We start from the raw sequence: 23,502 nt of genomic DNA, 5'->3' as shown, positions 1-23,502 counted from the left end.
AAATTTCTTAGACAAGGGGAAAGTGATATGTCTGATTTAGATGCAAATATTCATGGCTATTCTTATGGAGCAGTCCATGGTCCGACTCAAGTAGAAACAACCGAAAATTCCGAATCAAAGACAAATAATTCTACCGTTTCAACAATTGAGCAAAGTAAGGTTGTTGCATCGTTAATGATCCCCCCTCCCAATTTCCCTGCTTTAGTTTCACCTCCAGCGAACGGGGAAACTTCTCTCGTTTTAGTTGTTTCATCAATGAATAATAGTAGTCAGCCTATTTTAGCATTTATGCGAAGTATGCAAGAACAAACGTCAAAAATTATGGATGAGATGTTGGATGGGTGGTTGAAAAATATCAAAGAAATTGACGAATATGTTCAACGATTGATCAATTCTCCTCAATATCTGGCATTACAGGATATTCGACTTAATGGTGATCCTAAACAAGGAAATGTCGCTGGTATACAAGATCCTACTTCTGCGAATGCAGCTGCAGCAAATCCTACAACAGCCAATGTAGCTCCTTATACTTTTCTCAACTCTCTTGATCGGTTGAATAAATTTGAACGTGTTGCTGAAGCTGCTTCAGCTTCAGAAAGTTCACCAGCTAGTGACGCGGCTCGACAAGTTACTCTAACATTGATTTCCACAATGATAATTGGAGGAGCTATGTCCTTAGGAGCTACAGAATTGACAACTTCAGTAGATGGAGTCAGTAGCAGCCCGTTTGTCGGACCTGTCGAATTGTTAGAAAAGCTGCAACCTGTTTTTCCACAGTTAGTTATTCAAGATTTGATCCCTATGATTAACTTGATGGTTGCATCTACTTTTTATGCGACTGCTTTGGACGAAGCTGTTAGCAATGCTAAAGAAAGAGAAGGGGAAAATCATGTAGAAGCTGCACAAAATTTTGCCCGTGATGTAATCAAAATGGTTGCGGATCCAGCTTTTGTGGCAATGACTTATGTAAATAAAATGGAAGGGGCCGAACAAATGAGCCCTGAATTAAAGGAAAGAATGGCCGCACTTGTCAAGCTTGTTTTAGCTAGTGTGGCTTTAAGTTTATTATATACTGTTGAAGTAGGTAAAGTTCAATCTGGAAAATACTGGGGGATGGAGCCTCAAGAATTTCGAGATTTATTAAATGGGACCATTCCCGTTAAGACATCAGGCTCTTTAACCGCGCAGGAACAAATGGTAGCGACTCTTTTAAATCAGATAAAAGCGCAATTGGATATTTTACCAGCAGAAGAAAGAATACGAGCCATAGAAACCATTTTAGATTATGTAGGAGAGAGCCATCATTTAGAAGGGATGCTAGATCCTGGAAAAGTCTTTCATGAAACCTTTAATCCTAAAGATCCTACTAAAGATCCCAACCTTCAAGCAGTTTAATCTTTTTAAATTTTTATCGCCTTTTCAACTCACATTGAAAAGGCGATTTTTATTTTGATTAAATAATTGGCCAATCCGGCATTTTTAAAATTACTTTTAATAGATTGAGTAGATGAATATAATCTTCTGAGGCCATTAACTCTCGGCAAGAATGCATAGAAAGTTCGCCACAACCAATATCTACCGTTGAAATTCCCGCCGTACATGCTTGCAAAGGTCCAATAGTTGAGCCACAGGGCATATCGTTACGACTGACAAAATGCTGGAGAGGAATTTGCTCTATTCCTGCGGCAAGATGAATGGGAATGGATGAAGTTGCAGTTGAAGCATATCGCTGTTGAGCGTTATTTTTGATGATAACTCCCTGCCCTAGTTTAGGTTGGTGCATCCCATCGTGTTTATCTAGATAGTTTGGATGCAAAGCGTGAGCTAAATCAATCGAAGTGCAATGTGATTGGTTAAGTAAGCGAAAAAAATCTTCTTTTGAACAATTTAGATTTAATAAAATTCTTTCTAATGTTTGATGAAAAAAGGGAGATTCTGCTCCTTGAGATGTGTGTGAGCCGACTTCTTCATGATTCCAAAAAATGGCCATCTTTATATCATTTTCAAGAGGAGTTGCTGTTTCAATAAGTGCTGAAAGGGCAGCATGGACACTAGCTAAGCTATCGATTCGATAAGAAGAGATGAACTGATTTTCGAAGCCAACAAATCGAGCTTTATCAAGGGGATAAAGAAATAAATCGAATGTTAAAAGTTCCTGAAAATCAATCTGTTTTTTTAAAATAGTTTCTAAATAAGTCTGCCCTGTTGGAATATCTTTTTCTAATGCGGCTAATGCATTTAAATGTTCTTGTTTATTTAATAAAAGTCCTTTTTCGTTTACTTCTCGATCTAGATGAATAGCTAATTGTGGAATGACAACGGGAAAACTGTCTAATTGTACTAAACAATTTTCTGGCTGATTATTTTTATTTTTATAAATAATGTGTCCAGCGATTCCAAGGTCTCGATTTAACCAAGAGTTTAAAAGAGGGGATCCATAGATTTCAACACCCAATAAAATCATTGAATGACGGCGGATTTCTGCTTGGGGTTTAAGTTTAAATCCTGGACTGTCTGTATGAGAAGCCAATAAACGAACGCGTGTAGGTGAATTTTTAGGAAGAGTAAAAACGCAAAGCGTAGTTTGATGATGTTTAATATAATAACTGTGTCCGAGTTTTAGTTCCCATTTCTCATTTTCTTTTAACTCAGTGTATCCATGTTTGGAAAGTCTTTGACAAGCTTCTTCGACTGCATGCCAAGGTGTAGGAGCGTTGTTTAAATATGAGAGTAAGTCATTTAAATAGTAATTTTTCATACTTTAGACTCCGGACTTCCAAAAGTTAATAGGATTTACATAGACAAAAAAATACCTAAGGTAAGTTTTAAGTTACCTTAGGTATTTGTGAATATGATTTCAACTAGACAAGGAAATTAGAATTGTTTTCCAAATGTCAAGTTAATAGCATATGAATTCCATTTGTGTGAAGTTCTTTCATTTCCACTTAGGTTAATGATTTCATCACTTGAGTTGCTGCTTACGTGACCATGGTGGCCATGACGTCTAGAAGCTGTCCAGTCTTGGAATTTTACGCAAAGTCCAGCTGTCCAGTCGTTAGAAAAGTCATAATCCGCACCCAATGCAAATGTCCATGCATGAGCATGTTTAGAACGATGTATATGGTGTTGGCTAAGTAGCTCATCATGGTATCTACCTTTGAAACGAGCAAAATGGTACTCTACTTCAGCATAAAGATTCCAAGTTTCGCCGTATGGGCGGTAATTGAAATCAACTCCAACAAAAGGTCCATACCAACGGCTGTTAAATTTGTGTGTGTAGCTTCCGTAGCTGTTAGGATTAACAGCACCAGTTGAATCAAATCCTAAGCCACCCTGCTCAACAGAAATATGTTGTGAATCTAGTGCATAACCAACTACTGGTGATAATGCTAATGTGCAATCACTAAAATAGAATGGATATCCAACACCAATGCTTAGATCATAAACAAAGTTTTCATCGATAACATCTCTACGTGTATCTGTTACAACGAAATCTTCTGAACCAAAACCAGCAATAACTGGGCTTTTGTAAGTAGAAAATGTTCTTTTGTAATCACCGTCAACGATCCAGCCCCAATTTACAGAAGCGCGACCGTAGAAGTTGTAACCTAACATTGTTCTTCCTTTCAAACCAATTTGAACGATGTCGAGGTCTTTAAATTTTCTGTGGAGTTTATAGTTTGGATTATAAGATGGAGCTTTTTGGTTCCAGCTAATGTCATCATGACGATATCCAACTTCAAAGGTTAGTTGTCCAAAATCGGCGTTGGCGTAAGATACTGAAGATCCTACTAATAACGTCATTAAGAAGGTTATCAACTTTCGCATATTTTTTCCTTGTTAACGTTTAAGTTTACCTTAAATTCAAAATGTTGGCTTTGTTTTGCCAGACTTGCGGAGCAAGTAACAGGCTTTTATGATTAGTTTAATTAGTAGAATTTAATCTAATCACTTTGACAACCCTTATTTTCTTCATGCTCAAAAAAGAGCTATTAGAAATTAACTACAGGTTTTGCCAATAAATTATCACTGCAAATTCTGTAAACAAAACTCTGCGTAATTCGATGCCACTATCAATCATCTTTTAATTATCTGTCAAAGGTTTTTTTTTGCGAAATTTTTATTATTTTAGTCCTTTGAAAATAAAGAACTTGTAAAATCGTTCTCTCTTAAAGATTTTGCAATAAAATGTTTCTGATTTTTATTTAAGTCAGTAAAATGCTTAAAAAAACTTAGATTTCGACAATTTCAGATCTGTAAATTGTCAACTAATGCTTAAGTAAAATGCAAATCAAACTGTTTACTAAAGCTGTTTTTAGGAAGTTACAAATCTAGTTCTGATCTATTAAAAGGATTAATAATACTAATTTTTTAAAATAAATAAGCTTATAGTTGATAATATAACTTTTTTCAAGAACTAAGAAATTTTTTTTGTAATTGATTGATTTTAAAAGACTTATTTTTATTAGTAAGAGAAGCCTTAGAGCGAATTTACATTGTTAACAATGTAAATTCGCTTACTTGTATTTCAAATTGTGGGATTCAATGTGCTTTGTCCGTTTAAATAGCGTTGTAAGACATTAGGAATACAAACAGAGCCATCTTCCCGCTGATTATTTTCTAATAAAGCAACCATTAATCGAGAAGTCGCTAATCCAGAACCATTAAGGGTATGAACAAAATCTAACTTTCCGTCTTCGCGTCTAAAACGTGTATTAGAACGACGGGATTGATAATCTGTACAATTAGATACAGAAGAGACTTCATAATATCTGTTTTGTCCGGGTAACCAAACTTCAATGTCTATTGTGCGCGCTGCAGCGAAAGACATGTCCCCAGTTACTAGTAAAGCATTACGATAATGGAGTTCTAAGCCTTGCAAAATTTCCTCTGCGCTATCCATCATTTGATTGAATACTTGTGCGCTTTCCTCCGGTTTTGTAAAGCAAAACATTTCGACTTTATTAAATTGATGCATTCTAATTAGACCACGTTCTTGCGATCCTGCTGCTCCTGCTTCACGCCTAAAACAAGGGGTGTAGGCTACATATTTTAGACTGAGCTCTTCTTGAGGAATAATCTCATCCATATGCAATCCATTAAGAGGAACTTCGGCTGTAGGAATTAAATAAAGATGATAATCCTCATCTTGAATTTTAAATTGTTGACTTTCAAATTTAGGTAATTGTCCAGATCCAAACACAGTATTTTTTCTAACAAGAAGGGGAGGGATCCATTGTGTAAATCCATTTTTGACGTGAATTTCGATCATATATTGGATGAGGGCCCATTCTAGACGTGCTCCCATGGCTCGATAAACGGGCCAGCCTGTTCCAGAAATTTTAGCTCCACGCTTAAAATCAAATAAATTTAATTTTTCATTAAGTTCTACGTGATTTTTGAATGGAAAAGAAAAAATAGGTTTTTGTCCAAACTCTTTGATAACAACATTTTCTTTAGGATCTTGAGAGATTTTAATATCTTCCATGGGAAGATTAGGTAAGCTAGATAACTCATAATTAAATTGTTCTTCCCATTCTTTAATTTGGTTATCCAAAAAATGAATTTCTGTTCCAAATCCTGCTACTTCATTCATTAAAGAAAAAGTATCTTGGTTAGCCCGTTTCATTTCTCCGATTTTCTGAGAAATCTCATTACGTTTTGCCTTGAGAGTTTCAACTTTTGTTTTAGCTTCGCGAATAGAATGATCGAGGTGACAAATATTAGTAAGATCAATTTGCGGATCTTTCGTTTTTAACTGTTTCTCAACTGCAAAACGATCTTTACGGATTAAGCGAATATCAATCATGGCATGTCCTTTACTCAAAATGATAATAAAAAGAGTATAAAAAACTCCCTTCTTAAAAGGAAGGATTTCTATAGATGACAAAAAAATAATCTAACAGATTAGCTTAACACAAAATACTCGTTTTGAAAGAACTTCTTCTGATATGCTATTTGCTGTTGCATAAAGGGAGGTTATTGTGCGTCTAAAGAAACTCATGGCTGTAGGATTTAAATCATTTGCAGATAAAACAGTTCTGAATTTTGATCGAGGGATTACATGTATCGTGGGTCCTAATGGATGCGGTAAATCAAATATTGCCGATGCATTTCGCTGGGTATTAGGTGAGCAGTCAGCTAAGTCTATGCGAGGCCATAAAATGCCTGACATTATTTTTGCAGGAACTAATCACCGTAGACCCCTCAATTTTGCTGAGGTTTCTTTAACACTTACAGAAGTACAGGGAGCATTACCTATTGACTATGAAGAAATTACTTTAACAAGGCGATTACATCGAAGCGGAGAATCAGAGTATTTTATCAATGGAAATTTAGTTCGTTTAAAAGATATCCAAGGTTTATTTTTAGATTCAGGAGTAGGGCGAAATGCTTTTTCTATATTTGAGCAAGGCAAGCTCGATCAAGTTATTAATTACACTCCATTAGAAAGGCGTCATATCTTTGAAGAAGCGGCTGGAATTTTACGTTTTCTACAGCGTAAAAGAGAGGCTTTAAAAAGACTCGAACAAGCTGATTTGAATTTTTCCCGCGTTAACGATATTCATTTAGAAGTTGGTAAGCAAATTGAAGCATTGCAAGTACAAGCTAAAAAAGCCTTACAATTTAAAGAAAGTAAAACGCAGTTAGAGTCTTTCGAAAAGACAAGTTATTTATTGCGTTGGGAAGGGATTGAAAAGAAAAAAACGGATGTGAATCAAAAGCAGGAAAAGCAAAAAGAACGTTTAACAATTCAACAACAATCTTTAATTCAATCTCAACAAGAATCGCAGAAAATTAAACTGCATATTCAAACGAGCGATAAAAGTTTAAAAAGTAAGCAAGAAGAACTTTTTAAGATTCGAAATGAAAAAGAACTTCTCATCCAAGAAAATCAAAATGAAAAGCAACGTCTAGAAGAAATACAATTAAAAGAAAGAAAAATCAAAAGAGAATTAGAAGAATTAGCGATTGCTCGTCAAGCTCGCCAAAAGACTTTGCAAGAAATTCAATCCAATCAAAATAAGTTAGAGGCAGAGTTTAAAGACATTGAATCGAAACTTTCCCATCAGCAAGACAAAGTCAAATTTAAGGAAAGAGAAGTAACTAAATTGCGACAAGAGCTACAACTTAAGCAGCAAACGCATATTAAGCATTTACAGGAAGAAAGTCAGTTATTAAGTGAAATAAAACAAACTGAAGTGAGATTGGAAAATTACGAAGATAAAAAAGAAACTCTCAAAATTCGATTAAAGCAATTGTCAGAAGATAGTCAAACAATAACCCAACTTATCCAAGAAAAGAAAAAGCAACTTCAACAAATATCAGGTTTAGTAGATTCCCATAAAGATCGTTTAGAACAATATGAAGAAGAATTAAAAACTCTTGCCAGAGATCAAGAAACTAAGCAAAAAGAAATAGAAATTCATAAAAGAAAACTTATTGAATTAATAGCTCGGCAAAAAGTTTTGCTTCGCATGAGAGAAGAACATGAAGGATTTTCTTCGGGGAGTAAACGATTGCTTTTTGAAAGTCAAAATTCGCAAAGCTTATTTTTTAAAAAGTTGAGACCCTTGTATGAATTTATTGCATTAGAACCAGAGATTGCTGAAGCTTCTTCTGTTATTTTAAAAGCTTATTCACAAACGCTTGTCGTCGAAACGGCAGCAGATTTTGAACGAATTCTTCAATTTGCTAAACGAGAAAATTTACAAGATTACTCATTAATTTGTTTGGAAATGTTGCAAGAAAGGAAAAAATTTTCTAAAAATCCACACTCTTTTTTAGTTAAAAAAGATGTCCATCCTGTGATTATGCATTTTCTTCAAAATGTTATTCTCTTTAATTCCTATGAAGAAGGTAGCAAAAATTTAAATGAACCAGGCCTAGAGGGGTGGACTTCCGATCAAAATTTTATCGATCATAAAAATGTTTTTTTTAAAGTCAAAATCTCTGAAAACCAAGTTTTTTTGAGAGAAACAGAGTTAAAAAGCTTAGGAATTGAATTAGAAGAAAAGGAAAATCAGGTTTTTAAAATAGAACAAATCCTTTCACGGATGGTGCAGCAAAAAACCTCTTTACAAGCAGAAAGAGCTGAATTAGATAAAATGCTTCGAAGAGATGAAATGAAACTAGTAGAGATAAATTTTGGTTTGCAAAGGATATTAGGAGATTTAGAAAAAACAAAAATTGAGCAAACTCAAATTTTAATTGATGAGAAAGTTATTTTTGAACAAATTGAAGAGCAGACTAACCTTCTTAAACAAATTCAAAATAAACATTTTATCCTTAGACAAGACATTATTCAACGTCAGCAAGAAGTTGACCTCTTGCAGTCAGAATTAGAAAAGCAAGAAAGCGCTCTTCGGATTCAATTGCAAGACCATAAAGAAAAAGGGGAGTTATATCGACAACTTTCAGAAAATAAACAGCGTTTATTGCATCAACATCATTTATTAGAAGCTAAAGAGCAAGACCATGATTATCAAGTGCAACGATTCACAGAGGAGATGGGAGAATCCCAAGAATTACAATATCATTTAAAACAAAAACAATCTCTAAATCAATTGTCTTTAACCTCTCTGGAAGAACGATTACAATTCATTCATAATGAATATAGTGATAGAGAAAAAGAATGTGAAATTCTAAAAAAATCCTTGGAAGATTTGGAACAAAAAACTTTATCTCAATATGCTGAAACAAAGAAAATGGAGTCTGATCTGGCTCAAATTCAAATTTTAGAAGCTCATTTAAGTTCCTCCGCTCAAGCTTTACAAACGGAATTAAGAGAACGTTATGATTTGGCTATGGCAGATCTTGTATTATTGACATTGCCGATCGATCTTTCTCTTGAACAAGTTGAAAAACAAATCCGCACAATCAAACAAACAATTCAACTTGCAGGCGATGTGAATTTATCCGCTATAGAAGATTTGGAAAAGCATCAATTAAGGTTTAATTTTTTAAATCAACAACTTCAAGATATGCATGAATCTAAAAAAGAATTATTGCAAATCATATCACAATTAGATGAAGAAAGCCGCAAGCTTTTCAAGGAGACTTTTGAAGAAGTTCGTCATAATTTTAAGAAGAATTTCCAAATTTTATTCAACGGAGGGGAAGCAGACCTTCACTTTACAGAAACCGATGACATTTTAGAAGCTGGAATTGAAATCAGCGCTAAACCTCCTGGAAAACAGATGCGTTCGATTAGCTTGTTATCAGGAGGTGAAAAATGTTTAACCGCGGTCGCACTTTTATTCGCGATTTTTGAAGTTAAACCAGCTCCATTTTGTATCCTCGATGAGATTGATGCTCCTTTAGATGACTCAAATGTTGAACGTTTTGTTAACGTCGTTAAACATTTTGCAGATCGTTGTCAGTTTCTAATTATTACTCATAATAAAGGAACGATGGCAATTGGAGATGTCTTATTTGGAGTATCCATGGAGGAAAAAGGTGTTTCTAAATTGTTGTCATTAGAATTTACTCATCAAACTCCAGAAGTGACTTTAGTAGATTAATCAAACTGTTATTATAAATTGAGAGAGAATTATGATTATTGGAATTCCGAAAGAGATTAAAAATCATGAATATCGTGTCGGAGCTACTCCTAGCATGGTGCGTTTATTAGTAGATGCAGGCCATCAAGTATTTGTGCAATCCCTTGCTGGAGATAAAATTGGATATAATGATGAAATGTTCACCCGTGCAGGCGCCAAAATTGTTCAGTCGGCAGAAGAGGTTTATAATTCTGAAATGATTATTAAAGTTAAGGAACCCCAACTTAGTGAATTTCCTCTTTTGAAAGAGGGGCAAATTTTATTTTGCTATTTACATTTAGCTCCAGATCCTGAGCAAACTAAACATCTGGTAGAAAAAAAAGTTGTTGCTATTGCTTATGAAACTGTTACTGATGTTCAAGGGCGTTTACCTCTTCTTATTCCTATGAGTGAAATTGCAGGTCGCATCGCTATTCAAGTGGGAGCTACAAGCTTACAACTCAATTACGGAGGGCAAGGGTTATTATTAGGTGGTGTGCCTGGTGTTGCACCTGCTGAGGTTGTCGTTATTGGGGGTGGCGTTGTTGGAACAGAAGCAGCCCGTATGGCTCTTGGGCTTGGAGCAAGTGTGACAATATTTGACAGAGATTTAAACCGTTTACGGTTTTTGGATGCACTATATGGACCTACTTTGAAGACAATGTATTCTTCTCCTTTAACAATTGAGGAAGCGGTTTCTAAGGCAGCTCTCGTCATTGGTGCTGTCCTTATTCCAGGTAAAACAGCTCCTAAGCTTGTAACGAGGAAAATGATCCAAAAAATGTCTCCCGGTACAGTAGTTGTCGATGTAGCAATAGATCAAGGTGGATGTATGGAAACGTCAAGACCTACCACTCACACTGAACCTACTTATGTAGTTGATGGTGTTCTTCATTATTGTGTAACAAATATGCCGGGCACTTGTGCAAGAACATCAACTCAAGCATTAACAAATGCTACTACAGAATATGCTCTTGTGATTGCCAATAAAGGATGGAAAAAAGCACTACTCGATCATGTGGGTTTACGTCATGGATTGAATGTTTGTTTTGGGCAAATTACGAATGAGTCAGTGGCTTACGATTTAGGTTATACATATGTTCCAGCCGAAAATCTCTTATCTTAAATTTTTCAAATAAAAAACGGTTAACAGGTTGCAAAACACCTCATTTTGAGTTTTGATACATGTTTTTCTTTCATTAAATTCAAATTTAATTTTCTGAGGACTATGCGCTACATTATAGGCATTGATTTAGGGACTACCAATAGTGCGATTTCTTTCATAGATACGTTAAAACCGTATTGGTCTATAGAGCTGTTCTCTATTTCTCAGTTAACAGCACCTGGAAAGATTGAATCTCTCTCAACGCTCCCTTCCTTCTGTTATCTATTAAGCACGAATGAATGGCCGGAAGGGGCTTTACGCCTTCCTTGGAAAGAAGAAAAATTTTCTGTTGTGGGGCAATTTGCTAAATTAGAAGGAGCTCGTGTTCCGACGAAACTTGTCCAATCGGCTAAAAGTTGGCTTTGTCATGTAGCAGCTAACAGACAGGATAAAATATTACCAATAGAGGCAGCAGATCCTCTACAAAGAATTAGCCCTGTCGAAGCTTGTGCAAAATATTTGGCTCATCTTAAAGAGGCATGGAATCAATCTTTTGCAAGAGAAGATCATTCTTCAGAATTTGAAGAACAAGAAATTATTTTGACTGTGCCAGCTTCTTTTGATGAGGTAGCTCGCACTCTTACAATTGAAGCTGCTCGTTTGGCAGGATTGCGACATGTGACGCTTTTAGAAGAGCCTCAAGCAGCTTTTTATAGTTGGATTTCTCAAAATGAGAAACAGTGGAAAGAGATTTTTTCTGCTGGAGAAACTATTTTAGTGTGTGATGTCGGAGGAGGAACCACTGATTTTAGTTTAATTGAAATTCAGGAAAAAGGAAAAGAGCTTTTTTTTCAACGTAGATCTGTAGGAGACCATTTATTGCTGGGGGGAGATAACATGGATTCTGCTCTTGCCCATTATCTGGAACAAAAATTTCAAGCACAAGGATTTTCCAATCTTGAGTCAACTCAATGGCTTCAATTACTCGCTGAAGCTCGTTTTGCTAAAGAAGCGTTATTGGATACCAAACAAGTGAAAGAGTCGTATACAGTAACTTTGCAAGGCTCTGGATCGTCTGTCATCAAAGGTAGTATGTCAACCTCTCTTACAAGGGGAGAATTACAACAGTATTTATTAAAAGGTTTTTTTAATTTTCTTAACTTGGAGGAGGCATTAAAATTTAATAAGACAAAAGGAATCAGAACAGTTGGTTTACCTTATGAAGATGAGCCATCAATTTTAAAGCATTTGGCTCGTTTTTTGCAGCAAGCAAACTATTTTCAAACCAATAAAAGAATCAATTATATTCTTTTTAATGGAGGTGTTCTGAAGCCAATTTTGTTTCAGCAAGCAATTATTGATGCTCTTGCTCAATGGTTTTCATCTTCTCCTCCCTCCGTTTTAGTTTCTGCTAGTTTGGACTTAGCTGTTGCAAAAGGAGCTGCTTATTATGCAAAAGCGCGTCGAGGTCAAGGGGTTTCTATCAGAGGAGGATTGCCAAGAACTTATTATTTGGAAATAGATGTTAAAGATGCTCAAGGAAAAATTGTTAAAAAAGCTTTAACCTTGCTTGCTAGAGGAGCTGAGGAAGGAGCTGTATTCAAACCCTCACAAACGTTTTTTCTTCGAACTAATACACCAGTGTGTTTTCATTTATTGACGTCACATATGAGATTAAATGATAAAGAAGGTGATCAGATATTGATTGATGAACAAGAAATGCATCGCTTACCCTTGATACAAACGGTTCTTCGCTATGGAAAAAAACAAACAGAAAACGAAGAAATTCCTGCTTGTTTGAATATTCATCTTACTCCAATTGGTACTTTGGAACTTTGGTTAGAATCTCAAAAAACTGAACACCGTTGGCATTTAGAATTTCAACTCCGTTCAGTGTCTGGGCAAGAGGATAGTTTACAGTTTATCGATAAGATAAGAAAGGATGAAACATTTGATACGACTTATTTAAAACTTGCTTCAAAAATCCTTGAAGAATTTTTTATGGGAACTTCCTCTATCAAATCAAATCAATTGATAGAAAAACTTGAAAACCAATTAGGAATAGAAAGGAAAGATTGGTCGTTAAGCATTTTAAGAGAATTGTGGAATCCTTTATTAAAGTGTGCAACAAATCGAAAACTTTCGCAAGAATATGAAACGCGATGGTGGAATTTAGCAGGATTTTTTCTGCGCCCAGGATTTGGATTTCCTCTTGACGATTTTCGGATTAAAGAGCTATGGAAAATTATTTTAAGTGATTTCAAGAGCAGCAAAACACAAGAGGTGTTAATTCAAAAATGGATTTGTTTTAGACGAATCGCTGGAGGGCTGAATAAAGGCCAACAAATGCAAATAGCTAGTGATTTAATAGAGACGTTAGTGGATAAAAAAAGTGGTCAATTAAATTGTAAGCGAAAAAATGAAGTTTATGCCTATTCAGAAAAAATTAGAGCTTTTGCGGCTTTGGAGAGAATTGAACTTTCTTTAAAACATCGATTAGGAAATTTAATTCTTCAAAGATTTGTTCGAGGTGAAGAAGAAATATGCGATTATTGGGCTCTTTCGCGAATTGGAACGAGGAATTTGATTTATGGATCTGCAGGTCAAGTTATCTCAAAAGACATTGTTGAAAAATGGATTGAGCTGTTGTTAAAAATCACTCCTAAAGATCCATTTCAATACCTTTTCTTGTTAGAACAGTTAGCAAAAAAGACAAATCAAAGAGAATTGAATGTATCTGAAACCCTAATTCAGAAGTTAATTAAAAAATTTCCAGATGTTGATTTAACTCATCGTTTGTCTTCTGAAAGAATATTTTCTCAGATAGAAAAGGATCGGTTATTTGGTGATCAGCTACCTTCTGGAATTCTTTTGGAAGAGCTTAAATCAGACTTAGAGCATTAAGCCTCTTTTATTGATCTTATGTTTAACATTTGACATTTGAAACATCATTTCTTCTTTAATTACCACAAAAAATTCAAAATTTCAGAGTCTTGCAATTGGCTCTAGAATTTATACATTTATTTTTCTGATTATTATATGATTAAAAGTTTTGAAGAAAATTTGATTGTCCTTTTAGCTTTAAAGAGAAACGATGACTGCTATTCCTTCTTATTTACAACCTTATTTTCAAGATGCAGAAAAATCGCTAAATGCAAAATTAGCGAAAGAGATTGAATTTTCTGGGGCAACTTATCAAATTCTTGTTGAAGATTTGTACACACATTTAGAGTATTGGGTTTTTCTCCAATTAGAAGCACAAGGAAATATTAAAGATGCTTTTTGTTCGTGTAATAGTCAGGATGAAGGATGCTTACATCAACTTGTTGCTTATTTGAGTTTATTCAATACAAATGAAATCCCCTTACATTTAAGATTTGAACGATCTTTGTGGAATCATCTGTGTTTTCTTTATGAAGATCGTTTAAATGACGCATTAATGGAGCTAAAGCAACTCCAACCTGGTCATTATATTTTTCAGTCTAGTTCAGAGAAAATTATTTTTTCTATCAAAGCTTTGAGTGATTCATCGATTTTATTTTTAGATGAATTAGTGACTCCTCGCCCTAAAGAAACAGAAGAAACTTCTCTAAAATTTTCTAATTTATCCAACGAAGATCTTTTACTTTGGCGTGAGGGTAGGCCTAATCCACAGTTAAGATATGATCTTTCTTATTGGAGTGATTTAGCGAAATGGCTAATGCGTAAACAAGATAATCAAGAAGCGTATCAAGTATCATTCCAGTATTCTAAAAAAAAGCTCCCTAATTGGATACAAATTGATTTCTACGATTTAGAAATAGGGTTTTATTTATCGGAAGCTAATTTGCCATTCATTATTCCTTCTTTAGCTACTGTCAAATCTCCCTTATCAGTTCGAAATGCTAATAATCAAGGAATTGATCGTATAGAGTATGATAAAACAACGGGAATCATGCGCATATTTGAAGGATCTCTTGAGAAAGCACCTAAAATTAAAAAGGAATCAGATTCCTTCTTAAATGGGATACGTTTAGAAAATTGGATATTTATTCCTGAAAAGGGGTTTTATACTGATGAACCACATAATCTATTGCAAACTCCAGAATTAGAAGGAGAGCAATTGTCCGTTGCTTTAACTGAGCATCAACGTTTTCTTTCTACTTTATTAATGAATGAAGTAATTCATAGATCTGTACAGGTTCCTTCCTATCAATTGTTTTTCGATAAAAAATGGAATTTGCATATTGTTGCTTATTTATTTGAAATAGGCGACTTATCTTTAAACTATTCACGAATCATTGGAGATTGGGCTTATCTAGATGGAGAAGGTTTTTATCCCTTAGAAAATAAGCGTTTTGAGGAAGTGGAAACGATTATTCCTATTTATCAAGTATCAGATTTTGTGACACAAAATCGTGGTTGGTTAAATAACATAGAAGGATTTCATACGCATATTAGAAGCATTGAATATCAATTAAGTTATCAAGTGAGTGAAACAAATCGTCTTACTTTTCAATGCTCCCTAGCTAAAGCAAAACAACGAGCTCGTTTGCAGGATTTTGGAGTATGGGTTTATTTAGAAGAGTATGGATTTTATTCTAAATCCGTTGGCCCATTTAGTCATTTATTAAAGCCTGGTTTTTCATTAAGTCCCGAACAAGTTCCTTTATTTATTCGAATGAATCGCGACGAGCTATCTTTGATTCCTCATTTTTTTTATGAAAAATGTCCTCTCGAAAAAACGAAACTCCATCTTCAGATGACTCAAAAGGGAACAATAAAAATTAATCCTGAATACGTTTTGTTACCTTTTTTAAAAGACACAAATTTTCGTTTGTTTGATGATTTCATCTATATCGAAAAAAAGGGGTTTTATGAACTCTCTGCTCCCTTAAGACTTCCTGAAAAATTTCGTTACCCTGTTGAATTAGCAGGGGAAGAATTAGATTTATTTCTCTCTTATGAAATGGAAGAAATTCGCCCTTACATTCATGATATCGACCCAAGATTGCTCAAACCTCAAAAAAAACAATTGGTGACAAGTTTTGTTGAAGCGGAAGAGAAAAAAGGTAAAGGTTGGTATCGCTTTAAGCTATATTATCAAACTGAAAATGGTATCATCCCTATTACGGCTCTTCGCCAAGCTTTAAACAAAAAGAAGCAACAATTTGCTTTTTTTGAGGCAGGATTAATCGCTCTTCAAGATAAACAATTAGATTGGATTCGTAGATTAGATAAAGATCGATTTGATAAAGATGAAGAAGTGGTTTTTTTAACAACGTTAGAATTTATGCGCATCAATGCTTTTGAGCAAATACAGTTTTTTGAAACTGAAAATCTTGATTTAGAATCTAGTCAGAAAAATTTTATCGCTTTACAGGAACTTCAAACCCCAGATGTGCCTAATATTACAGGTCTTAACAGTCATTTAAGACCGTATCAAGAAATTGGTGTTCAATGGTTATGGTTTCTTTATCATCAACAATTAGCTGGTTTACTTTGCGATGATATGGGGCTGGGAAAAACCCATCAAGCCATGGCTTTGATAGCTTCTGTAGCTAATCTTTATCGTAATTACGCAGAAGGTATTCAAAGGCATTTTCTTATCGTTTGTCCAACTTCTGTCATTTACCATTGGCAAGATAAATTAGAGCAATTTTTGCCAGGTTTGAGGATTTGTACATTTTTTGGTGTAAAACGTAGTTTAGCAGCTTTTCATCAAAGTTACGATATTCTTCTGACATCTTATGGAATTCTTCGTAACGAGAAAGAACTTCTCTCTCAAGTGAATTTTGAAATTGCTATTTTCGATGAAATTCAAGTTGCCAAGAATCAGACAAGTTTAGTTTATGCTGCTTTAAAAAATGTTAAGGCTCAAATGAAATTAGGATTAACGGGGACTCCCATTGAAAATCATTTGAGAGAATTGAAATCTTTATTTGACATCGTTCTGCCAACTTACATGCCAAACGAAAATGACTATCGAGAGCTTTTTATTAAACCTATTGAAAGAGAATATAATTCACACAGAAAAGATATTCTAAATCGATTAATTAAACCTTTTACATTGCGTCGTAAAAAAGAAGATGTATTGAAAGATTTACCCGAAAAGAGTGAAGAAATAGCCTATTGTGATTTGTCTCCTTATCAACAGCAACTTTATACAGAAGTTTTAGAACAGCGTAAACGTCATTTAATGCAAGATTTAAAAGATGATCAAACACCTATCCCTTATTTACATATTTTTGCTCTTCTTTCTAGTCTTAAGCAAATTTGTAATCATCCAGCAGTTCATTTGAAAAATCCGGGAGACTATCAAAAATACTCTTCTGGTAAATGGGAACTTTTTATAGAGCTTTTACGTGAAGCAAGGGAAAGCCAGCAAAAAGTAGTGATTTTTTCACAGTATCTTGGCATGCTAGATATTATTGAAAATTACTTGAATGATCAAAAAATTGGTTACGCGTCGATTCGAGGATCAACACAAAATCGAAAAGAACAGCTGCAAAAATTTAATCACGATCCTTCGTGTGAAGTTTTTGTGGGATCACTTCAAGCCGCAGGATTGGGAATTGACTTAACAGCAGCTTCTGTTGTAATTCATTATGATCGTTGGTGGAACGCGGCACGTGAAAATCAAGCGACAGATCGTGTTCACCGAATTGGGCAAATGAAAGGAGTTCAAGTTTTTAAACTTGTGACAAAAGGAACTTTTGAAGAAAAAATTGACGCAATGATAAACCGAAAAGGTCAGCTAATGGAAGAAATCATTGGCGTTGATGATCAAAATACCTTGAAAAAGTTCACCAGAAATGAACTAATTGAACTTCTCACTTACGAAGAAAAAGATGATGATCATATGACTCTTTCAGATGTAGAATAATAAAAAAATTCTTCTAATTTTACAAATTATTTTATAGAACGACCCAAGATTCTTTTTAATGATCCATCATCTTCTTCATCGTAAATATCACCGACTATTTCTTCGAAAATAGCTTCCATGGTAACAATTCCACTTTTATTTTTTCCTTGATAGACAATAGCCATATGACTCCGATGATCTTGCATAAAACGAAGAGCAGAGAGAATGGGTAATTTATCTTCAATTTTAAGGGGGGGACGAACAATAGACATCCAATTTTGTTGCCCAGTTTTTTGAAAAGCTAAAAATTCTTTAGCGTTGATAATTCCCATAACTTCTTGATCTTGTAAAACAGGTAAGCGTGTATGACCTGATGAGATGACAATGTTTTCTACTTCGGACAATGTTTGAGCACTGTTAACGCTAACAACTTCAGGCCAACTAACAAAAATTTCTCTGACAGTTGTTTTTTCAACCTTAACAATATTAAAAATGTATTGTTTATCGAACGTTGAAAGATGTTCTAAGGGAAAATTTGATTCCTCTTGACTTTCTTCACTCACAATGTGGTGTTTTGGAAAAGAGGCTAAAACCATTTTGGTCGACCATTCAAGCGAAGAAACAATAGGGCTGATAAATCGGCTGGCCTGAAAGAGCCAAGGTGCAGATTTCGAAGCAAAAAATAAAGGGCGTCTTAATGCCAGAGTTTTGGGAACAAGCTCTCCAACTACTACGCTAACGAAAGTTAAAGGAACAACAACAATCATCAACGAAAGAATTTCAGCTAAAGTCTCAGTCAATCTAAACGTAGAAGTTAGCCAAGGAGTAATGGTTTCTTCGGCGCCAGCACCCCCTAAAGCTGCTGCAAATGCCCCCAAAAAAGTAATTCCTATTTGAATAACAGATAGAGTTCTCTCTGGATTTTCGCGTAAAGTTAAAAGCAATTTAGCTCTTGCATGCCCCTTTTTAATCCATTCTCTCAAAGTTGATTTACTAACTGCAATAAAAGCTGTTTCTGCTCCAGCTAAAAATGCATTAAGAATCAAACACATTAAAATCAATAAAATTTCAAACATAATTTGCACTTTATAACGATTTGATCTAGTAACTTGAATTTAAAGTTTTTTCTTTGAGATTTGGATTTAGGGATAAAAAAATTTATTTTCCATCTACCCTTTCGTAGGTAAGATAAGTAATAAAAATTCTTTGTAAAACAAACGGGTTTTTTATTCCTAGTGGCTTTTCTATTAAATTTCAATTACAGCGTTATAGAATTCGACATCAGGGTAACAGCATAATTGTTTAAAGCTTGTTTTTGAACAGAATTGATGTAAATTTGAGGGCGACTTTTTCTTACAAAATTGATTGCTTGTTGAACTAAATTCGTGCCTTCTTGTAAAGCTAGCTCATGCTGGCAATATTTCATGATATATCCAATAATCATCATCGCACTACGGCTTCTACCAACTTTGCAATGAACATACACATGTCTTTGCTGCAATTGCTCATGAATGAAGTTAACCCCTTCGTTTAATTCATTGATAGGAATGGGATGTAAATCAAAGATTTCAATTTGCTTATGTGGAATACTTAAATGAGCCCAGTCAGTTGGGAAAACAGGAGATCCTGTACATCCATTTTCAGTGTTTTCAAATGTTTTTAAAATACTTAAAACAGAAAATGAACGGTCAGATAAAAGATTTTGAAGTTCTCGATGGTGAGACATCGTCGCTAAAGGAATAGCTCCTAAAAGTAATTTATGGTTCATGGTAGAATTGTGGGAAAATTGGATTTCATCATACCAATTTCTTTTCGTAGAAAAGGGAAGTAGTTTAGACATCACTTTAACAAAAGCAGCTTCTAGCCTAATACATAAAAGAGAAAACTCAAACCAAATTTTATGATTGTTATTTTTTAGTAAAAAAATAAAAGCAAGAGATAAAGCTAATAAAGTTGTTTTTAGTAATTTGGGTGATAAGATGGTGATTCTAATCAAAGTAGAAAGAGACAGTCCCGTTAATGTTCCCAAACAAACAAAGGCATAAAAAGTAGGGCTTTTAAAAGCTCTAATCAAAGTATTTTCTATTTTACGATCTATTTCTTTAACGGTATTTATCTGAGAAGGTAAATGACCGGACGAAAGATTTAAGTTTAAATGAAGCGGAGCTTCCATCTTAGTTTCCTCTTATTTTTCTGTTAAATCTTCTTCATTTTCAAAATAATAGTCTTCATCACTTACCCTCTGCTCCTGATACAATTCATCATATTCATTATTTTCTTGATCTGTTGATTTTGTTTGTTTTCGAGTTAGAGACAATGAAGAAACTGGTTTGTCTTTTTTTGTTTTTCCTTTCAAATGAATAAGGATAGGGACGCCAGTAAAGGCATAAGCTTCCCTAAATTGATTATAAAGATACTTTTTATAAGTATCGGTCATCAAATTCGGATAGTTAACGAATAAAATAAATTTGGGGGGTTTAACGGCAACCTGTGCCATATAATAAATGCGTAAACGCTTACCTTGAATCATAGGAGGGTGATTTTTTTGGAGTGCTTCTCCGATGAATTTATTCAATTGATGTGTTGTGATTCTTTTTTGCGAATTTGCATAGACTTCTTGAATTAAAGGAAACAATTTATCAATATTACGTCCCGTTTTAGCAGAGGTGAAAATCTTGGGACAATGACGAAGAAAAGGAACTTCTTCCTCCAAGTTTTGCAGGCAATGTTCCATACGGAAACCCTGAACAAGATCCCATTTATTAAGTAAGATGATACAGCCTTGTCCAGCTTCTTCGATCGTATTCGCTATTTTCTTATCCTGCGCTGTAATTCCTTCTTGAACATCTAGCATCAAAACGCATAAATCAGCCCTTTCAATAGCTCTTTCGGTGCGAATTGCAGCAAATTTATCGACAACTTCATGTTCGGCTCGTTTTCGTCTTATTCCTGCTGTATCAATAAGAGTGTAGCATTCATCTTTATGGGTAAATGAAATATCTACACTATCACGAGTTGTTCCAGGTATAGGACTAACAATACAACGGTCTTCATCTAATAAGTAGTTAACCAGGGAAGATTTTCCTACATTAGCTCTTCCCACAATCGCCACTTTAATGGAAGAAAAAGTTTCTTGAGATTCAATTTCACGCGAAATTTTTTCAAAAGCTGTTTCCAATAGTTCTGCGATTTGCCAGCCTTGCGCTGCTGAAACGGGAATCATTTGCTTGATTCCTAAAGAATGAAATTGATGCATTAAAGACGTTTGCGATAAATTGTCAATTTTATTGACGGCCAAACAAACAGGCTTTTTTGTTCTTAGCAAAACTCTCGCAACTTCTTTATCCAATTCTGTTAAACCGACATGAGCATCGACAACTTGAACAATCGTATCTGCTTCTTCAATCGCGATTTCAGCTTGACGTTTGATTTCTTCATTAAAAACTTCTTTTGAACGAGCATTAATACCGCCTGTATCGATTACTTGAAAATGGAGTCCAAATAGTTCGCCTTCTGCATATAATCGATCCCGAGTTATTCCTTCTGCTTCATCCACGATTGCAATTTTTTGTTTGCAGATTCGATTAAATAGTGCTGATTTTCCCACATTTGGTCGCCCAACAATGGCGAGTTTGGGTAAATGGGTCATGATGATCCTCGGTTGATTACAATTGACGAACAATTTAGAATGAAAAGTTCTGAATCAAATAGTTTAATATTTTTAGCTCTAATCTTTTTGATAAGTGGTCTGACTTGAATTTTGGGCTTCGAAAAAGCATTACTACAGAAAGATATTAAATAAAAAGCGATTAAAAATATATATATTTTAAATAATTGTTTCAAAACAATCCTGATAGGTTTTATAATTAAAAGTTAAATTTGTTTATTATTTAATAAAGAGAATTTATTTTTATATTATATTTTTTTCAAAAAGCCTAGACAGCGTTAAGAAAAATTTAAATTTTTTAATAGATTAGAATAAAGTTATTTTCATAAAAAATTACCTATTTAATTATGTCACACTCTCATCATGACGAAGTATCTCTGATTGCTTTCCAGAAAGATTTTGAAAAATATTCTTGGAGTGCATTTCGCTTAGATTTACTGTCGGGCTTATCTGTTTCTATGCTAACAGTTCCTCAAGTAATGGCTTACGCCCTTGTAGCTGGTTTACCAGTTTCGTGTGGTATTTTGGCTTCTGTTTTTTCTGCTATAGTGGTAGCTATTTTCTGTTCTTCTCGCCATTTGATCGTTGGTCCTAGCAATGCAATCGCTATTCTAATTCAAGCATGTATTTCAGAAATTTTATTTACCTATTATCGAGATATTTCTGGTCCTGAAAAAGAGCAGCTTATTTTGCAAATTTTATCCCAACTTATGTTGTTAGTAGGAGCAATTCAAATTTTAGCTGCATTTTTTAAATTGGGAAGGTTGACGCACTTTGTCAGTCATACGGTGATTATTGGTTATATCTCTGGAGTTGCTCTTGCCCTGGTGATTAACCAAATTTTTCCCTTACTTGGTATGCCTGTCCCTCGTCATCTTTCTTCTCTCTATGAAATGAGTGTTTATATTTTAACGCATTTGACAACGATCAATTGGCCGACAGCTTTAATTGGTGTTACGTGTTTGAGTTTGTTGCTCATATTAAGAAGAATTGATCGAAAGCTTCCTTCTGGTGCCATTGTTTTAGCTATAGTAGCTCTTGTCGCTTATTTTTTTGGCTATATTTACAATTATTTTATTGTTAATGAATACCAATTTTTCAATTGGGAATATATTGGAAAAATAATGGAACCTATCGCCCTTGTTGGAGAAACAAACGGTGAGGGTTTAATTCCCAATTGGGGTTTGCCTTATTTTAATACAGGAATTATGAATAACTTACTTCCTGTCGCTTTTGCTATTGCTCTTTTAAGTGTCATGGAAGCAACAACAGCTTCTAAGTCCATCGCCGTAAAGTCGGGTCAGCATCTCTCTACAAATCAAGAAATTTTTGGAGTGGGCTTAGGAAACTTTTTTGGTGCTTTTATTGGAGCGATGCCTGTATCAGGAAGTGCGGCTAGGAGTTCATTAAATTTTGAAAATGGTGCTAAAACGCGTTTAGCAGCAATAGTAAGCTCTCTAACTGTTGCTTTAATTTTATTTGCTTTTGGTTTTCTCATTAGACACATTCCTGTTGCTGCTTTTGCAGCACTTCTGGTTGCATCAGCTAGTAATATCGTGAATTTAAAACAATTATTTGTCTGTTTGAAAGCTACGCGATCAGATGCTTTTGTTTTGATTTTAACCATATTGTCTTGCATCTTTTTTAGACTAGATATTGCTTTTTACATAGGTGTTATCATGTCTATTTCGCTTTACTTAAAAAAAGCAGCGATTCCTCAGCTTGTTGAATTTACAGTAGATAATGAAGGAGTCTTGCATACAATCGATCACCATCACTTACAAGAACCTCGAAGTATTCGTTTTATTAAGGTTGAAGGGGAGCTGTTTTTTGGCTCAGCAGATTTATTTCAGGCCGCATTAAAGTCAATTACAGAAGATGATACAACAACAAGAGTCCTCATTTTACAGCTCAAAAATGCGCGTGATATTGATGCGACAACTTGTTTAGCATTGCAACAACTTCATCATTATTTGAAATCTTCAGGAAGGCACCTTATTGGCTGTGGATTAACCCACCAAATTTGGGATGTTTTGAGTGATTCAGGAATCATTGATATTGTCGGAAAAAGCAATTTATTTATTTTTGACGAAAAACATCCTCAATTATCTGTTCAAAAAGCTTTTATACGAGCACATGAACTTTTATCCATCGATACAGCAAATATTTCAGAAATTGTCCCTCCTATTACTGCGATGCCTATGCCCGAAGCTATTTCTGATTCTCAAGTCATAGATCCTTCTTCAGTTATTTCACCAGTAGCTAACTAATCCATTTATATTGTTTGCGTTTTTTTAATAGCCAGGGGAAGCGCGTTAAAGTTTCGGTAAAATTTTTTACTGAA

The 23,502-nt window shown here is 34.6% G+C and carries 12 protein-coding genes; 6 read left to right on the top strand and 6 right to left on the bottom strand.

Annotated elements, in window-relative coordinates; translation table 11 throughout:
• Positions 1–27 precede the first annotated feature (27 nt).
• Positions 28–1,395, top strand: a complete 1,368-nt coding sequence (locus PC_RS07155) for a hypothetical protein (protein ID WP_044045185.1) — start codon at positions 28–30, stop codon at positions 1,393–1,395.
• Positions 1,396–1,453: 58 nt separating this feature from the next.
• On the opposite strand, the gene PC_RS07150 is transcribed toward PC_RS07155, so the two are convergent.
• The 3 genes from PC_RS07150 to serS all read right to left on the bottom strand — a co-directional run bounded on the left by PC_RS07150 (position 1,454) and on the right by serS (position 5,809).
• Complete coding sequence (locus PC_RS07150; protein WP_011176037.1) at positions 1,454–2,758, bottom strand: M18 family aminopeptidase; 1,305 nt, start codon at positions 2,756–2,758, stop codon at positions 1,454–1,456.
• Between the two features lie 116 nt (positions 2,759–2,874).
• Entirely contained in the window at positions 2,875–3,828 is a 954-nt protein-coding gene (locus tag PC_RS07145) for a hypothetical protein (RefSeq protein ID WP_011176036.1), read from the bottom strand.
• A 700-nt stretch (positions 3,829–4,528) separates the two neighbouring features.
• Positions 4,529–5,809, bottom strand: a complete 1,281-nt coding sequence (gene serS, locus PC_RS07140; RefSeq protein WP_011176035.1) for a serine--tRNA ligase — start codon at positions 5,807–5,809, stop codon at positions 4,529–4,531.
• 175 nt (positions 5,810–5,984) lie between these two features.
• Between serS and smc the strand changes: the two genes are divergently transcribed.
• The 4 genes from smc (at position 5,985) to PC_RS07120 (ending at position 17,512) form a co-directional block, all read left to right on the top strand.
• On the top strand, positions 5,985–9,524 hold the full coding sequence (smc, locus tag PC_RS07135) for a chromosome segregation protein SMC (protein WP_011176034.1): 3,540 nt from the start codon (positions 5,985–5,987) through the stop codon (positions 9,522–9,524).
• Positions 9,525–9,555: 31 nt separating this feature from the next.
• Positions 9,556–10,668 (top strand): alanine dehydrogenase, encoded by a 1,113-nt coding sequence (gene ald / locus PC_RS07130; RefSeq protein ID WP_011176033.1) that lies wholly within the window; start codon positions 9,556–9,558, stop codon positions 10,666–10,668.
• A gap of 102 nt (positions 10,669–10,770) precedes the next feature.
• Positions 10,771–13,551 (top strand): hsp70 family protein, encoded by a 2,781-nt coding sequence (locus PC_RS07125; protein ID WP_044045184.1) that lies wholly within the window; start codon positions 10,771–10,773, stop codon positions 13,549–13,551.
• A 190-nt stretch (positions 13,552–13,741) separates the two neighbouring features.
• A complete protein-coding gene (locus tag PC_RS07120) occupies positions 13,742–17,512 on the top strand; it encodes a DEAD/DEAH box helicase (RefSeq protein ID WP_011176031.1) in 3,771 nt (1,256 codons plus the stop codon).
• 26 nt (positions 17,513–17,538) lie between these two features.
• Here the strand turns inward: PC_RS07120 and PC_RS07115 are convergent, their stop codons facing one another.
• From PC_RS07115 to der, 3 genes are all read right to left on the bottom strand, one after another.
• The gene (locus PC_RS07115) at positions 17,539–18,567 is read right to left on the bottom strand and encodes a hemolysin family protein (protein WP_011176030.1); all 1,029 of its coding nucleotides are present in this window, start codon (positions 18,565–18,567) and stop codon (positions 17,539–17,541) included.
• 182 nt (positions 18,568–18,749) lie between these two features.
• Positions 18,750–19,664, bottom strand: a complete 915-nt coding sequence (locus tag PC_RS07110; protein WP_011176028.1) for a dual specificity protein phosphatase family protein — start codon at positions 19,662–19,664, stop codon at positions 18,750–18,752.
• Between the two features lie 12 nt (positions 19,665–19,676).
• Positions 19,677–21,140 (bottom strand): ribosome biogenesis GTPase Der, encoded by a 1,464-nt coding sequence (gene der, locus PC_RS07105; protein ID WP_011176027.1) that lies wholly within the window; start codon positions 21,138–21,140, stop codon positions 19,677–19,679.
• Between the two features lie 365 nt (positions 21,141–21,505).
• Here der and PC_RS07100 point away from each other — a divergent pair, with 365 nt between their 5' ends.
• Positions 21,506–23,428, top strand: a complete 1,923-nt coding sequence (locus tag PC_RS07100; RefSeq protein WP_011176025.1) for a SulP family inorganic anion transporter — start codon at positions 21,506–21,508, stop codon at positions 23,426–23,428.
• Positions 23,429–23,502: the final 74 nt, after the last annotated feature.

This window comes from Candidatus Protochlamydia amoebophila UWE25 (assembly GCF_000011565.2).
GTDB lineage: Bacteria > Chlamydiota > Chlamydiia > Chlamydiales > Parachlamydiaceae > Protochlamydia > Protochlamydia amoebophila.
This window is presented reverse-complemented; position numbering and strand designations above follow the sequence as displayed.